Origin of the sequence: Corynebacterium sp. HMSC036D02, assembly GCF_001836165.1 — a bacterium.
Lineage (GTDB): Bacteria > Actinomycetota > Actinomycetes > Mycobacteriales > Mycobacteriaceae > Corynebacterium.
On sequence record NZ_KV827648.1, the window covers coordinates 105,786 to 119,739 of the forward strand.

Sequence of the window (13,954 nt, forward strand, 5' to 3'; positions counted from 1 at the left end):
GGTTGACTTATTCAGCAGCCTTAAAGCGCTTGACCAGAATGATGTGATCATCGCTTTCGCCCACTGGCTCAAAGCCAAGGTGCAGATAAAGGCGGTGGGCGCGGTCGTTATCTTTAGCCACCGAGAGCGAGATACCCGGGGCGCCCATCTCGCGGGCGAGTTCGGTGGCGGCGTCGATAAGCATGGTGCCCACTCCTTGGCTGCGGAAGCGAGGTTCTACGGCTAGCGCGAGCTCCGGAATGCCCTCGGCAACGTGGCCGAAACCATGGCGCTGCGCTGTACCCCAGTTCAGCCACACGCCACCGGCGGGGACGTGGCCTTCCCAGGCGATGAAACCTCCGCGGGAAGGCTCCCAACCGCCGAGGTAGTAGTCAAAGCCTTCCTCGAAACCCGCGGGGAGTTCCTTGTGCTCATTGCCAAAGGTATCGGCGAGGAAATTGATACGTGCCAGGTAAGTGCGGTCAGCTTCAGTGAGGGAAAGTAGATGCATAGCTCCCATGGTAGAAGGCGGCTTCGAACTACCTACTTCCCATGCTCCCACTGGGCATAGGCTGAGGCATAGCGCCCGCCCCGATCGATGAGCTCGGTGTGGGTGCCATCCTCGACGATCCGACCCTGTTCCATCACAATAATGCGGTCGGCCTCCCGGGCCTGGTCCAGGCGGTGGGCAACGACGAGCGCGGTGCGGCCCCTCGTGACTGCTCTAGCAGCGTGTTCGAGCACTTCCGCGTGCTCGGAGCCGGCTTCAGAGGTGGCCTCATCCATGATGAGCACCGGCGGCTGGCGCAGGATCATGCGAGCCAGGGAAAGCTGTTGCTCGGCCTCCGCACCGATCTCCTCGTTGCCGGCGCCAATCTTCGTATCGAGGCCCTGAGGCAGCCACCGCGAATGCTCATCCAAGCCCACGGTGTTGAGCGCCTGCCACAGCTCCTCATCGCTGGCGTTGGGTTTGGCCAGGAGTAGGTCCTCGCGCAGCGAACCAGAAAAAAGATGCACTTCTTGGGTAATGAGCGCTACGTGCTCTGTAATCCACGTGTTCGGCACGGTGGCGGTATCGATGCCATCGAGGCTGATGCTCCCCGCCGATGGGTACTGCAGGCCCGCCACGAGGGCGGCGAGCGTGGACTTACCCGCACCGGAGGTACCCACCAGGGCGGTGGTGGTGCCGGCGGAGAGGGTTAGGGAGACGTCGTCAAGCACGCGTGCCCCGCCGGGGTAGGCGTAGGAAAGGTGCTCGATGGTGATAGTGGGGGCGTCGTTTAGCCGGGGAGTGTCCTTAAGCGCCTTCGTACCAGCGCTGTTGTCCAAGGTGGCCAGGGCCACCGCGCGGCCGAGGGAGGTCACGGAATGCTGGATCTCGCCAGCGAAGAAGAGGATGTTGAACACGTGGATCTCTAGACGCATCACTAGCAGCACCGCGGCGGTGGCCTCACCGGGGGTCAGCCACTCCCACATCACCATGGGCACGGACATGAGGACCGAACCCAAGAGCAACACCGCGAAGGCCAGGGCGCCCTGGCCCAGGATGCGGTTGATCAGCGGAACCTTGTCACCCCAGGCCTGTACCGTGTCCCAGGAATAGCGCTTCATGCGTGTATGCGCCCAGTCCTTCAGGGAGAACTGACGGAGGGTCTCCAGGGCGCGAATCGTGTCTAGCAGGACGTTGTTGCGGTAGGCCTCCACCGAGGACACCTCGTTGGCCACGGCGGGGATATCCCGCATGGTGCCGCGGATGAAGGGGTAGAGCAGACAACTCACCGCGATGAAGAGCAGCGCATAAGCGGGGTGGATGAAGATCATCATGAGCGCGGTCAGCGGCAGCATGAAGAGCGTGAGCACGAGGCGGTCACCCATCATGGAGATGGTCATGACCACGGTGTCGATGTCCTTGGACAGGCGCGTGATGATGTTGCCGGTGCCCAGTTCCATGACGGCAGGAACGGGAGCGCCGAGGGTAGAGTCCAGCGCTGAGGTGCGCAGATCCACCGAGAGACGGCGGGTAGTGGAGGTAACCAGGTAGCGGCCCACTGTGCGGCCGGTGACCTCCACGAGGAAGCCCACCGCGATAACGATGAGCGCGCCCACCATGGCTGCGCGCCCAGTGCCGAGGACGGGTAGCTCCACGCCTTGGATGATGTCCACGACGCGGCCAAGCACCTGGGAGACCAGGTTCATCATGATGACCGTAACGGTAAACAGGCCGAAGAAAAGGGCGATGCCAAGCCGGCTGGGCGCACTGGGCAGGGTTTTCAGAAAACGGAGACACTCCCGCGGGGAGGCAGGTGCAAGGGCATCCGCGCGATCCTGCTGGCTCATAGCTCCACCACCTCATCCGCGTTGGCGGCCCACGTGGAGGCGGATGTAATGATCACGGTGATCTTGCCGGCGCGCAGCTCACGCACGCGCTTGGCGACGTCCGCCAAGGTCAACGAATCCAGTCCCGTCGTGGGGTTGTCCAGCACGAGAACTTCCGGGTCCACAGAGAGTGCGCGGGCAAGCGCGACGCGCTGGCGCTGGCCACCGGAGAGGTTGAGGCCGGCCTCACCGATGGGCGCGGTGGGCAGCTCGCCGTTGGGACCAAGACCACCAAGACGGATAACAATATCCTCGCAGGCGGAGGCGTGGAGGGCGGCGTGAAGCTGCGTAGCGCTAGCACTGCGCAGCGGATCGACGTTGTCCTGCAGGGTCCCCTCCAGCACGGAGATGCGGTGCGGCGGGCACAATGCGCCGTGCTCATGAAGGTAGCGCACCCAGGAGTCCACGGTGTTGCGCCCCTCAGTGGTGGTGGGCATCCACACGTGCAATCCGGGGGAGAGATCGACGGGGGTGCCGGCGGTTTCGGTGGTGTTGGTAGAAAGCTGGCCGAGCAGCTCGCCGACGCGCTCCACGGAGGCCCGAGCCCGCGCCCAGTTCTCCGTGAGCAGGCCGAGAGACACACCTAATGCTGTGAGCGCGGGCGGGACGAGCATGGTGATCGCCATCATCCCGCCGGGGGCGATGCGGCCCTCGAAGGTTTCCCAGGAGGTCCAGGCAAGAATGCCCACGGCAAAGGACGCGGGAACCATCTGGCGCAGCCAGGCCATGAGGGAGGAAAGTTTGGCCTCGCGGAGCATGGCGCCCAAGGAATCCTGGGCGGCGTCGGAAAAACGTTGGCGCGCGATGTTCTTGGCGCCGAGGCCCTTGATCACCCGGGAGCCTTGAGCAAAGTCCGTGGCGAGTGAAAGCGCGGTGTTCTCCAACTGGCGGCGGCGCGCGGCGATCCTTGTCAGCGGCTTCGTGGTGGCCCAGGAGGCCAGCGCGGTGGCGAGTGCGCCAACCAGCAGCACAGCCGAGACCTGCCAGGAAATCGGGGCCAGGCTGACCACCGCGCCCAAGAGGTAGCCCACCATGACCAGTGGGAAGTTGAGGATCTGCTTGAGCTGGCCGATGTAGTGCGAATCCTCATCCATCGTGTTGAGCAGCCGGCCGGGGCTTATCCCTGCGGTGGAGGCACCCAGCAGCTTATCCAGCAAGTTCAGCCGCAGTGTATGGGTGGTGCGTGCTTGGGATAAGTCTGTGAAAGCATCCGCCGTGGCCTCGCAGATATAGGCGATGAAGAGGAGGATCGCCGTGGCCGCAAGCGGCAGCGCTACGGTGCGCCAGGAGGGCTCGGAGAAGGCATACTGCGTGGTCTGGCCGATGATGACGGAGACCAACGCGCCCAGCGGCGCGTTGATGAGGGTGGCAACGAAGATGCCGATAACGCCGGTGCGCTGGGCGCCGAGCAGACGCCACGTGGCGGCGCCGGGCCGGGAGAAATCGGTGGTCTCGGTGAGGGAGACCTCCCCGGAAGGGGGCTCATCGGGGAGGTACCACGACCACGTCCTCATGCGGGGGTAGTGAGTCATAAGAACTCATCCTATAGCGCACAACGCATAAGGGAGTGATTCAGATTACGATCGGTGACTCACTGGGGGAACTTAAGCCAGGTGGTAGTTCTCCACGTCATAGCCGTTGAACTCACGGTCGACTCCATAATCATCGACGGAGCTGAACTGCGTGCCGTTTTCAATGGCAAAGCGCAGGTTATCCACGCGGGTGGACGGATCGCCGCTCACGGCACCGGCCGGAAAATAAAAGGTGTCCCCACTCTTGAGCTTGACTATGAGTGATTCGAAGCTCATGCCTTGATCTCCTTGGCTGCTGTTGACAGGACGTAGGCGCGAAAACTGCGCGCGGGCACCGATCCTTCAAGATCGATGCCAGTTGACCCTCGATTCAAGCAGGTCGCGCGCGCGGGGGCAACGCAGTGAGATCAAGGCAACGAAATGCGCACCCCCAAGGATGGGGGGTTAGTTCTCGTCCTCGGTCTGGAGGCGGTGCTTGCCTTCGGACTCATGGTCATCGGTGATGCGGGAGGTGTCGGCATCCTTCTTGTCGGCGTTGCTGACCTCGATTTCGGTCTCGACGGCGTCCTGAATAGCGGTTTCTTCCTCGCGGTGCTTGGCCAGCTGCTCATCCAGCGAGCCCAGCAGCTCTTCGTCGCGCTCGACGACGCCCTCCTCAGCCAAGTCGGACTCCTTCTTGGCATCATCCTCAGTGGTGGAGGTGTAGACCAAGGTGGAGCCCTGCGGCGCGGACGGGGAGGAGAAGTCCTCAACGCGCGGCGGAACGGCGGATTCCTTCTCCTTCTTCTGGGCGAAGAAGTAGTAGATGCCACCGCCGATGGCAGCAATGGCGGCAACGAGCGCGGAGATCAGCCAGATCTTCGAGCCCTTCTTCTTGTCCTTGCCGCTGAGGCGGCGGGCCTTCTTCTGCAGCTGGGCGCTCTGCTTCTGCGCCTTCTTCTCAGCCTTAGAAGCCTTCTTCTTAGCCTGCTTGCGGGCCTTGGAGGTCTTCTTTTCTGCCTGCTTCTGGGTCTTTTTCCACTGCTTGGAGGCCTTGTCCTGGGCCTCTGATGCAGCCTCAGAGAGCTTCTCGGTGGCTTCCTCGCTGCGCTCCTTGAGCTGTTCGAGGGTGCGCTCGAGGCGGGCATGCGCGGCCTTGGTTACGGCACCCGCTTCGCGGCGGGCCTCCGAGAACCACTCGCCATCGCGCTCTTCCATGCGGGCGGCGGCGGTCTCCAGGGCGGAGTAGGCCTCACGGGCCTTCTCATCGCGGCGTTCCTTGAGGCGCTCCACCAGGGCGGAGGTGGCGCTGATGGCTGTGGACAGGGCGGCGGGGTTCATGGGCTCAGGTGCTCCTTTACGTCAATACTGAGGTGATTTGAGTTGGACAACTGTTTATGGAGTGATTGTCGGCGCCGAACCGGGTGTGCCCGCGTTAGCGCTGGATACTCCCTTTCAGCGTAGTGGTGGCGCGCAGGTCCCGCCACCAGATATGCCAGGCCGCGAGCTGTCCAAAGAAAATAGACAGCTTTGTACGGATTGGCCGGGTTTTTATTCACTAGCGCTATGGGCTAACGGTGCAGCTGACTGAGTTCTAAAGGTATTACCAATGTAAAAAGCCTTTCGTCCGAAATGGACAGCTTGGTACGTTTTGGGACATTAACACCGAAGACAAACAACGATAACCTGCAGAGGAGGTGAGCATGTCCCCGCGACTTTCCGCATCCGCACCACTAGACCAAATCAGCGAAGATACGCCCAAGGAGCTTAAGCGCACCGCTCTCTCCTTCGAGGTGATCCCGCCGCGCCACGATGCGGACGCTGCCAAGATTGACCGCTTGCTCGCCACGCTCGCCACGTATAACCCCGACTACATCGCAGTCACCAGCTCCCAACGCTCTGGGTGGCTGGAGGGAACCGCAGCCTTCATTGAGAAGATCTCGCGCGATACAGCGATGCGTCCCCTGGCCCACCTGGCCTGCACCGCCGGCACAGAGGAAGAGCTCGTTGGCTGGATCGACACGCTGGTCGACGCCGGCGTCCGCGGCCTCCTTGCCCTCCGCGGCGACCTTCCGGAGGGCGGCATGCCCGAAGGGCACCTGCCGCACGCCGATTCCCTGGTCCGGCTCATCCGCCGCTGGGAATCCGACCGCGTGGCGCGCTTGGCAGCCGGCCGCTTGGCGGTGGGCGTGGCTTGCTACCCCAACGGCCACGCCGAGTCCGCCACGCCGGACGAGGACATCGACGTTCTTTTGGCCAAGCAGCGCCTCGGCGCAGACTTCGCCATCACCCAGCTTTTCTTCGACGCGGAGGATTACGTCCGCTTTGCCCAGCGCGCTCGGCTGGCGGGTGTGCGCATTCCGCTCATCCCCGGGATCATGCCGATGACGAGCCGTGCTCGGGTGGAGCGAATGTGCCAGCTGTCCGGGTTGGACGGGCCGACCAAGGTCCTTGACCGACTCGCGGCAGCGACCTCCCCCGAGGAAGAGAAAGAAATCGGCATGCAGATTACAGCCAAACTGGCTAAGTCGGTGATGAACGCCGGCGCCGACGGGCTGCACATCTACACGCACAACAATCCAGACATTACGACTGACCTGCTCAACCGAATTGGAGTCACCCCATGACCGCATCCTTCCCTAAGGCCACGATTGAGGGCTACCCACGCGTCGGTGCCCACCGCGAGCTCAAGCGCGCGCTGGAGTCCTACTGGTCCGGCAAGATCGACGGCGAGACCTTCGAATCCGCCGCGCACTCCCTGCGCCTCGACACCTACGCCCGCCTCAAGGAGCTGGGCCTCACTGAGGACTACGCCATCCCGGCCGACGTTGCCTACTACGACCACGTCCTCGAGACCGCGTTGACCGTAGGCGCTGCTCAGGGCGAGAGCCTCGATGATGAGTTCACCCTGGCCCGCGGAAACAAGGACACGGCGCCGCTGGAGATGACTAAGTGGTTCGACACCAACTACCACTACATCGTTCCTGAGATTACCGATGACCAGACCTTTAGCGCCCGCCCGCAGCGCGTGCTGAAGATCGTCGAGGAGGCCCGCGCCGCTGGCCACACCGTGCGTCCGGTCCTCGTTGGCCCAGTGACCCTGCTGGCGCTGTCCAAGCAGGCCGAGGGCGCCACTAAGCAGCCGCTCGACCACCTTAATGAGCTCGTGGACTCCTACCTCACCGTATTGGCTGAGCTTCACGACGCCAGCGTCGAATGGATCCAGCTCGCCGAGCCGGCTCTAGTAGCCGACCTCGCCGCGGCTGACGACGCCACCCTCGCCGCCGCACTCAAGAGCGCCTATGGCCGCATCCTGGGCGCGGAGAAGCGCCCGCAGGTTTACCTGACCACGCCCTATGGTTCTCTCAACGCTGGCCTCGACGTCATCACCGAGCTTCAGCCGGAAGCAGTCCAGGTGGATCTCTCCGTGGGCACACTGGCTCTGGACAACTCCTACCTCGAGCGCGTGGCCAAGCTCGCCGGCGCCACCCACCTCTCCGCCGGCCTGGTCGACGGCCGCAATGTCTGGGCCGCCAACCTCCGCGACCTGCGCGAGAAGCTCGAGACCCTCGGCGAAGGCGTTTCTGTAACCACCTCCGTGTCCCTGCAGCACGTGCCGCACACCGTGGAGGCGGAGACCTCCCTGCCGGTGGACGTCGCCACCTGGTTCGCTTTTGCTGATGAGAAGATCCGTGAGGTCGTAGCACTCGCCGCCGGCCCGCTCGATGCCCCAGAGGCTTATGCTCAGGCCGACCGCGCCGTGCGCACCCGCGCCGAGTCCTCCCGCACCCATGACCAGGCAGTACAGGATCGCACTGCGCAGTTGCCGGAGGGCCAGGTTCAGCGCCAGCCGGAGTTCGCCGAGCGCAACAAGGCCCAGGAAGCCCTCGGCCTGCCACAGCTGCCAACCACCACCATCGGCTCCTTCCCGCAGACTGCTGAGATTCGCGCCGCCCGCGCCGCACACCGCAAGGGCGAGCTCTCCGATGCCGACTACACCGAGGCACTGCGCAACGAGGTGAAGTCCGTCATCGAGCTGCAGGAGCGCCTAGGTTTGGACGTTCTGGTCCACGGTGAGCCGGAGCGCAACGACATGGTGCAGTACTTCGCCGAGCTTCTCGACGGCTTTGTCGTCACCGAGAACGGCTGGGTCCAGTCCTACGGCTCCCGTTGCACCCGTCCGCCAATCGTGGTTGGTGACATCTCCCGCCCGAAGGCCATGACCACTGAGTGGGCGAAGTTCGCGCAGTCCCTGTCCGAGAAGCACGTCAAGGGCATGCTCACCGGTCCGGTGACCATCTTGGCCTGGTCCTTCGTGCGCGATGATGTTCACCAGTCTGTCTCCGCTGATCAGCTCGGCGTGGCGCTGGCCGACGAAGTCCGCGACCTCGAGGAGGCCGGCATCGACATCATCCAGATCGACGAGCCCGCCCTGCGCGAGCTGCTGCCGCTGCGCGAGCAGGACCGCAAGGCCTACCTCGACTGGGCAGTTCGCTCATTCCGCCTCGTAGCACTCGAGGCCAAGCCGACCACTCAGATCCACACGCACCTGTGTTACTCGGAGTTCGGCCAGATCATCGACGCCGTCGCCGGCCTCGACGCCGACGTCACCTCCATCGAGGCGGCCCGCTCCCGCATGGAGCTGCTCGAGGACATCGATGAGAAGTTCCACTCCGAGATCGGCCCGGGCATCTACGACATCCACTCCCCGCGCATCCCGTCCGTGGCGGAAATGGCCGAGCTCATCCGCGCCGCTCTGAAGAACGTGCCTGTGGAGCGCCTGTGGGTCAATCCGGACTGCGGCCTGAAGACCCGCGGTTACGAGGAGACCGAGGCCTCCCTGCGCAATATGGTCCTCGCCCGCGACGAGGTCCGCGCCAGCCTCTAGAGGTTTAAATCTTTGGATTTAAACCTTTTAAAAGTAGCCCATCGCCGTGAGCTCACTGAGCGCGGCGATGTCTCCGTTTCCGGCCCTATCGAAGTGCAGCGCCTTGAGCCCCGCGGCCCGGGCGCCCTCGACATCATTGGCCACCGAATCGCCCACCATGAGAGTGGCGCCCGGTTCCACCTCTAGGCGCCGACAAGCCTCGAGGTAGGCCTCCGGGTGCGGCTTGGGGCGGCCCATCTCCACGGTGGGAAAGAGCTCAACGCCTGGCAGGTCGAGTCCGCCCGCCTTGAGCTTGCCCTCCTGCATCTCACGAGCCCCGTTCGTCAAAACGCCCACCTTAAGGCCGCGGGACAGGACATGCTGGAGGGTGGGGAGGGCGTCGCCAAGCGCCTGCCAATGCTTTTCATACGCGGCCAAATACTTGGCATATTCCGCCAACGCCTCCTGCTCCGTCATCTCCGGGCGGCCCAGGAACTCGCGGCAGCGCTCCACGCGCTGGCCCTGGTGGGAGACCTCGCCGCGCTCGTAGGCGGCGAACCACTTCTTTTCGATCTCCGCGAAGCGCTCGTGATGACCGCCCGGCAGCCACTCCTCGACGGCCGCATGCATCGCAGCGGTGTGGTCCATGAGAGTGTCATCGAGATCGAAGAGAATGGCGCGGATCATGCTTGTAACCGTACGCAGATCGCTCACAGCGTTGTGCCGAAACGACGCACCGGGAGAAATTTCCATACAATGGCTGGCATGACTCAGAAGACCGCAACTGCAACGATGCACACCAACTACGGTGACATTGTTATCGACCTGTTCGGTAACCACGCACCGGTAACCGTTGAGAACTTCATCGGCCTGGCCAAGGGCGAGAAGGACTACACCACCCAGAACGCCAAGGGTGAGCAGTCCGGCCCGTTCTACGATGGCGCTATCTTCCACCGCGTTATCGACCAGTTCATGATCCAGGGCGGTGACCCCACCGGCACCGGCCGTGGTGGCCCCGGCTACCAGTTCCAGGATGAGTTCCACCCGGAGCTGCAGTTCGACCGCCCGTTCCTGCTGGCCATGGCGAACGCCGGCCCGGGCACCAACGGCTCCCAGTTCTTCATCACCGTGGCGCCGACCCCGCACCTGAACAACCACCACACCATCTTCGGTGAGGTCACCGATGCGGCTTCCCAGGAAGTCGTGTCCAAGATTGCGAAGGTCTCCACCGACCGCATGGACCGTCCGGCTGAGGACGTTGTCATCGAGTCCATCGAGATCGCCTAAGCGTTTTAGCTTTTCATCTGAGCCCGCTGCCACGTGATGTGGTGGCGGGCTCGTTGTTTTAGGAGTCTGCGTGAAAAATTATTTTCGTTCGGCGCCAGTCACCATGGTGCTCATGGTGCTGTGCATTGGGGCATGGTTGGTCACGGCCATCCAGGCCAAGACCCTCTCTACGCCCTACTATCGCAGCTTGCTGGCCCAAGACTGGACGCTGTGGGGCCCTGAAGTGTCCGAGCACCCCGCAACTGTCATTACCGCGGGCTTTATGCACCTCGACGCCGGGCACCTCTTGGTCAACATGGTGATGCTGTTCTTTGTGGGCAGGGAAGTAGAACGCGCCCTGGGCAGCGCGCTGTATGTGGCGGCCTATCTCATCTCCATTGTTGGCTCTTCCGCCGCAGTGCTGTGGATGGACTTCGGCACACCCACGGTGGGCGCCTCCGGCGCCCTCTTTGCGCTCATGGGACTACTCATCGGCGTGTACCGCAGCCGCGGTTTAGACCTGCGAGCGCCCATCGTCTTGGTCGTAGCAAACGTTGTCTACAGCTTTGTGGCGGAGAACGTCTCCGTGTGGGGGCACTTGGGCGGTTTGCTGACAGGACTGCTGTTGGCACCATTCCTCTTTCGCCAACGGGCGTGGCTGCGTTGGCTGGGGATATGGCTTATTGCTGTCGTGGTAGCCGTGTTAGCGGCGCTGCGAGCTGGGCTTTGGGGATAACTCGGGCGTGTTATCCACCAAAACCTCTGTGCGAAAGAATTCCACATCAGTTATCCACATTGTGGATAACTACATTTTTGTAATTTACCGAACATGTGCGCCAAGATAACCGCAGATCAGCAGCGTATTAGGTTGTGTTCGAAGTTTTTGTGCGGGCTGTGGGAAGCGTGAAAACACTTATCCACAGGGTGTGGAGAAAGGCTGTGGAATTCGTTCTCCACAGAGTTATCCCCACCCTGTGGATAACTTTGTACCCAAGGTGTTAACGGTGCTCCGGTTGCGGGGTGGTGTTGGGAATCGCGTACTTTCGAATAGCGGTTGTCTACGTGGAATTCCCAAAGGTGGCTTATCGAAACAGAGCTCCCGTTAGCGCTATACGACGCCTCATGCCTAGCGAGTAGGTTTTGAGCTGCTGGTCGTAGCGGTGTGACATATCGACCAGCTCTAAAATCTCTTGTACCCGATGCTTATCGACGTCATATAGCCTCGCCATTGCGTGGAGATGCCGTGAGGTTCGCGCCGTGGACAACCTCATGTCCGGCGAAGGAGACGGTGATGTCTCGAGCAGTGAATACGGTGTTCATACCTCTGACGATATTGATCAGGGGCATGAGAAACATCGCCTAAGCAGGCATTCTTTTGCCTCCGCCATTTGGGGGAGAAGCCCGTTAATCGAGCAGAGCGCGGTACTGCTTGCGGGCCTTCATGGAATGAATGATGGTCTCGGTCCCGTCGTCCCAGATAAGAACAACGAGCTCAAGTAATCTCATTGAGCCGTCGAATCCGAGGCGAAGTTCTCGCTGTGGGTTCTCGTCGTCGAGTGGAGCTTTAAAGACACAAGTTGATGTTGCTGCGGTTACGGAATCCTCCGGCTTGATGCCGTGTTTTGTGGCGCTCCGGCGAACCTCCATTTTTAAATGGCTTTTCTTAGCGCTTCACGGATTGCTTGTGACCTAGACCATCCATGCGCTGCGGCATACTTGTCCAAGTCTGCAATTTCATTGGGCGAAAGGCGGATCGAGATAATCTTTGCGGCCTGGTTGTCGCGGGGTTTCCGCCCCCGAGTACGAAGAGTCTCCACGTCGTAACCATTTTCGGCTTCCATTACCCATTCATCAATTTGCTCTTCGCTGATCGGCTGTCCATTGATAGTCTTCATAACCGTAATCGTATTACGAAAAGAGGCTCTGTCGCTAGAGTGAAGTTCGGACTAGGAGCCAGCGCCGCCCAGAATCTTGGTCACCAGGTTCAGGCGCGTGCTGGCGCCGAAGATGGTGATGAGGCGTGAGACATGCTTCTTCACGGCGGACTCGGAATAGCCGGTGGCGGCAGCGATCTCTGAATTTGAGTTGCCGGCGAGGAGGAGTTTGAGGACGGCAATTTCGGCGTCGTGAAGCTCGTGGCTATCAATGGCGGCGGCGACGGGATCGCGTGGGGTGGCGGGCTCACCGATGTAGTCCACCAAGCGATGCATGGCGGCGGGTGCCACGACGGTGCCACCCTCCACGGCGGCGCGAACCGCCTCGATGATTGAGCGCGGGCGTTGGTTCTTCAAGATATAACCCGCGCCGCCCGCCCGGAGGATCTTCAGCATCGTGTCATCCGAGTCGAAAGCGGTTACCGCCAAAAACGTCGGAGGATTCGGCGCGGAGTTCAAGTGCTTGAGCAGCGTGATGCCGTCCATGTGCGGCATGTGAATATCGGCGAGGACGAGGTCCGGCTTGGCTTCTTCAAGCTGGGTCAAGCAATCCGCGCCGTTGGTTGCCTCACCGACCACCGTGATGTCCTCGGTGGTCTGGAAATAGACGCGGAGCGTCGAGCGAACGAGCTCATCATCGTCAACGAGGAAAACCCGAATGCTCATGGGAACAGTTTAGCCGCACCACCAACGCTGGGGGCTGGTAGAGCAACGGAAGTGGTCGGCGAATTCGCCCGCGAAAGACTTGTAGAAGGTGAATCCGGTGGACTCAGTGCTCTCAGTAGCGGTGGTTTCAGCGGTAGCTTCAACAGGAGTCTCGGCAGCACTGGCGATTGGTGCGGAAAACAGCACGAGAGCTGCGGCGGCAACGGTGAGGGAAGAACGCATGTCTATTTACCTTGTGAGATTTAGAATTCGGTGAACTACCGGGCAAGTTTACTATGTTTTTCTTAGGTGGGCGGTGGGAAGAGTAAGGCGAGTGATCCAGTGATCACCTTCTTTGCCGCTGCCGAATGTGCCGTGCATTCGGCGAACGCGGCGGGCGATTTCCCCCAAGCCCAGATTCGTCGTCATGTATTGACGTGATTGTTGTGCCGCAATCTCGGAAGTGATCACGAGGTCGATGGACTTGGAGTTGCCAGTGGCCTCGATGCTCACACGGGATTCAGGGCGAGCGTACTTGAGGATGTTGATGGCGAGCTCAGAGAACACGAGGGAGAGCTTTTCCGGCAGCGCAAGCTCACCGTTCTTGCCCATATTGGTCTGTGCTTCGCACTGAAAACCATGACTGCTCAGGAAGCTAACCATGGTGTCGAGGTCTTCTTCCAAGGACTTAACTCCCTGAGTCACGCTCTCATTCTTCATCACGCGTAGCAGGTCGCGGACCTCGCCCATGGCCCGGCGGGCGTCGTCAGCAATCGCTTCCGCGGAGTCGGCCGCAGAAGGATCCGTTTGGGTCAACGCCAAGGTTTCGGAGCGCATGACCACGGAGGTGAGCGTCGCAGCTACCGAATCATGGAGGGCGGTCATCAGCGCCTCGCGCTGCTCGGCGGCGCGATGCTCAGCGGCGAGACGCTGGTCCCGGGTTTTGCGCAGCGCGGCCCCAATGACGATGGAAACCGCATACAAGACGAACGGTATCGACAGGTTTAACGGGTCGAAATCAGGCAGATAATTAATCGAAGGATCCGTCGTGACGAGGTATGTGTACACCACCGCTGGGGGAACCGACCACAGCCAGCGTGTACGAAACGCCACGATGCCCACGATGACGGGGCTCCACGCCAAGAGGAGGAAAGACCGCCAGTCTGGGCACCACATAGCAAGCGCAAAAAGCGCACCGTACCCGCAGGCCGCCGCAAGTGGGCGGCGGATGGCCAGTGGCGTCAGGGAAACGCCGAGGCCGGCAAGTACGAGTGCGCCGGGGGTGAGGAAGTTTTTATCCAGCGTGACGGTGAGCATCACCAAAATGATGCAGCCAACGCCAGCGATGCTATAGAACCTCGAGGAGCTCATCGGCG

At 61.7% G+C, this 13,954-nt stretch carries 15 protein-coding genes; 4 read left to right on the top strand and 11 right to left on the bottom strand.

Annotated elements, in window-relative coordinates:
- Positions 1-7: 7 nt before the first annotated feature.
- The 5 genes from HMPREF2743_RS00600 to HMPREF2743_RS00620 all read right to left on the bottom strand — a co-directional run bounded on the left by HMPREF2743_RS00600 (position 8) and on the right by HMPREF2743_RS00620 (position 5,207).
- The gene (locus tag HMPREF2743_RS00600; RefSeq protein ID WP_070524958.1) at positions 8-499 is read right to left on the bottom strand and encodes a GNAT family N-acetyltransferase; all 492 of its coding nucleotides are present in this window, start codon (positions 497-499) and stop codon (positions 8-10) included.
- Between the two features lie 23 nt (positions 500-522).
- Positions 523-2,316: an ABC transporter ATP-binding protein gene (locus tag HMPREF2743_RS00605; RefSeq protein WP_070524960.1), complete on the bottom strand. Its 1,794-nt coding sequence runs from the start codon at positions 2,314-2,316 to the stop codon at positions 523-525.
- Positions 2,313-3,887 carry an ABC transporter transmembrane domain-containing protein gene (locus tag HMPREF2743_RS00610; protein WP_070817993.1) on the bottom strand — a complete coding sequence of 525 codons (1,575 nt, stop codon included), beginning with the start codon at positions 3,885-3,887 and terminating at the stop codon, positions 2,313-2,315. The genes HMPREF2743_RS00605 and HMPREF2743_RS00610 overlap by 4 nt, the downstream gene beginning before the upstream one ends.
- A gap of 72 nt (positions 3,888-3,959) precedes the next feature.
- Complete coding sequence (locus HMPREF2743_RS00615; protein ID WP_070817994.1) at positions 3,960-4,163, bottom strand: hypothetical protein; 204 nt, start codon at positions 4,161-4,163, stop codon at positions 3,960-3,962.
- Positions 4,164-4,331: 168 nt separating this feature from the next.
- On the bottom strand, positions 4,332-5,207 hold the full coding sequence (locus HMPREF2743_RS00620) for a hypothetical protein (RefSeq protein WP_070817995.1): 876 nt from the start codon (positions 5,205-5,207) through the stop codon (positions 4,332-4,334).
- 362 nt (positions 5,208-5,569) lie between these two features.
- Between HMPREF2743_RS00620 and HMPREF2743_RS00625 the strand changes: the two genes are divergently transcribed.
- Positions 5,570-6,493: a methylenetetrahydrofolate reductase gene (locus HMPREF2743_RS00625; RefSeq protein ID WP_070817996.1), complete on the top strand. Its 924-nt coding sequence runs from the start codon at positions 5,570-5,572 to the stop codon at positions 6,491-6,493.
- Positions 6,490-8,754 (top strand): 5-methyltetrahydropteroyltriglutamate--homocysteine S-methyltransferase, encoded by a 2,265-nt coding sequence (gene metE / locus HMPREF2743_RS00630; protein WP_070817997.1) that lies wholly within the window; start codon positions 6,490-6,492, stop codon positions 8,752-8,754. The genes HMPREF2743_RS00625 and metE overlap by 4 nt, the downstream gene beginning before the upstream one ends.
- Positions 8,755-8,781: 27 nt before the next feature.
- Here metE and HMPREF2743_RS00635 read toward each other — a convergent pair whose 3' ends face one another.
- The gene (locus tag HMPREF2743_RS00635) at positions 8,782-9,420 is read right to left on the bottom strand and encodes an HAD family hydrolase (protein ID WP_070817998.1); all 639 of its coding nucleotides are present in this window, start codon (positions 9,418-9,420) and stop codon (positions 8,782-8,784) included.
- 69 nt (positions 9,421-9,489) lie between these two features.
- Between HMPREF2743_RS00635 and HMPREF2743_RS00640 the strand changes: the two genes are divergently transcribed.
- Positions 9,490-10,020, top strand: a complete 531-nt coding sequence (locus HMPREF2743_RS00640; protein WP_039672975.1) for a peptidylprolyl isomerase — start codon at positions 9,490-9,492, stop codon at positions 10,018-10,020.
- A 70-nt stretch (positions 10,021-10,090) separates the two neighbouring features.
- Entirely contained in the window at positions 10,091-10,735 is a 645-nt protein-coding gene (locus HMPREF2743_RS00645; RefSeq protein WP_070817999.1) for a rhomboid family intramembrane serine protease, read from the top strand.
- 668 nt (positions 10,736-11,403) lie between these two features.
- On the opposite strand, the gene HMPREF2743_RS00650 is transcribed toward HMPREF2743_RS00645, so the two are convergent.
- Genes HMPREF2743_RS00650 through HMPREF2743_RS00670 form a run of 5 tightly spaced genes read right to left on the bottom strand, consistent with a single transcriptional unit; the run spans position 11,404 to position 13,949 of the window.
- Complete coding sequence (locus HMPREF2743_RS00650) at positions 11,404-11,646, bottom strand: hypothetical protein (protein ID WP_039672984.1); 243 nt, start codon at positions 11,644-11,646, stop codon at positions 11,404-11,406.
- Between the two features lie 2 nt (positions 11,647-11,648).
- Positions 11,649-11,894: a ribbon-helix-helix domain-containing protein gene (locus HMPREF2743_RS00655; protein ID WP_070818000.1), complete on the bottom strand. Its 246-nt coding sequence runs from the start codon at positions 11,892-11,894 to the stop codon at positions 11,649-11,651.
- 51 nt (positions 11,895-11,945) lie between these two features.
- Complete coding sequence (locus HMPREF2743_RS00660) at positions 11,946-12,599, bottom strand: response regulator (protein WP_070818001.1); 654 nt, start codon at positions 12,597-12,599, stop codon at positions 11,946-11,948.
- Between the two features lie 9 nt (positions 12,600-12,608).
- The gene (locus tag HMPREF2743_RS00665) at positions 12,609-12,821 is read right to left on the bottom strand and encodes a hypothetical protein (RefSeq protein WP_070818002.1); all 213 of its coding nucleotides are present in this window, start codon (positions 12,819-12,821) and stop codon (positions 12,609-12,611) included.
- A gap of 51 nt (positions 12,822-12,872) precedes the next feature.
- On the bottom strand, positions 12,873-13,949 hold the full coding sequence (locus tag HMPREF2743_RS00670) for a sensor histidine kinase (RefSeq protein ID WP_070818003.1): 1,077 nt from the start codon (positions 13,947-13,949) through the stop codon (positions 12,873-12,875).
- Positions 13,950-13,954: the final 5 nt, after the last annotated feature.

Bases quoted from the DNA above. Each gene is read 5' to 3' on its own strand.
- HMPREF2743_RS00620 (WP_070817995.1), bottom strand. From the start codon at position 5,207: ATGAACCCCGCCGCCCTGTCCACAGCCATCAGCGCCACCTCCGCCCTG.
- HMPREF2743_RS00605 (WP_070524960.1), bottom strand. From the start codon at position 2,316: ATGAGCCAGCAGGATCGCGCGGATGCCCTTGCACCTGCCTCCCCGCGG.
- HMPREF2743_RS00635 (WP_070817998.1), bottom strand. From the start codon at position 9,420: ATGATCCGCGCCATTCTCTTCGATCTCGATGACACTCTCATGGACCAC.
- HMPREF2743_RS00655 (WP_070818000.1), bottom strand. From the start codon at position 11,894: ATGAAGACTATCAATGGACAGCCGATCAGCGAAGAGCAAATTGATGAA.
- HMPREF2743_RS00665 (WP_070818002.1), bottom strand. From the start codon at position 12,821: ATGCGTTCTTCCCTCACCGTTGCCGCCGCAGCTCTCGTGCTGTTTTCC.
- HMPREF2743_RS00660 (WP_070818001.1), bottom strand. From the start codon at position 12,599: ATGAGCATTCGGGTTTTCCTCGTTGACGATGATGAGCTCGTTCGCTCG.
- HMPREF2743_RS00625 (WP_070817996.1), top strand. From the start codon at position 5,570: ATGTCCCCGCGACTTTCCGCATCCGCACCACTAGACCAAATCAGCGAA.
- HMPREF2743_RS00615 (WP_070817994.1), bottom strand. From the start codon at position 4,163: ATGAGCTTCGAATCACTCATAGTCAAGCTCAAGAGTGGGGACACCTTT.
- HMPREF2743_RS00650 (WP_039672984.1), bottom strand. From the start codon at position 11,646: ATGGAGGTTCGCCGGAGCGCCACAAAACACGGCATCAAGCCGGAGGAT.
- HMPREF2743_RS00610 (WP_070817993.1), bottom strand. From the start codon at position 3,887: ATGACTCACTACCCCCGCATGAGGACGTGGTCGTGGTACCTCCCCGAT.
- HMPREF2743_RS00600 (WP_070524958.1), bottom strand. From the start codon at position 499: ATGGGAGCTATGCATCTACTTTCCCTCACTGAAGCTGACCGCACTTAC.
- metE (WP_070817997.1), top strand. From the start codon at position 6,490: ATGACCGCATCCTTCCCTAAGGCCACGATTGAGGGCTACCCACGCGTC.
- HMPREF2743_RS00670 (WP_070818003.1), bottom strand. From the start codon at position 13,949: ATGAGCTCCTCGAGGTTCTATAGCATCGCTGGCGTTGGCTGCATCATT.
- HMPREF2743_RS00640 (WP_039672975.1), top strand. From the start codon at position 9,490: ATGGCTGGCATGACTCAGAAGACCGCAACTGCAACGATGCACACCAAC.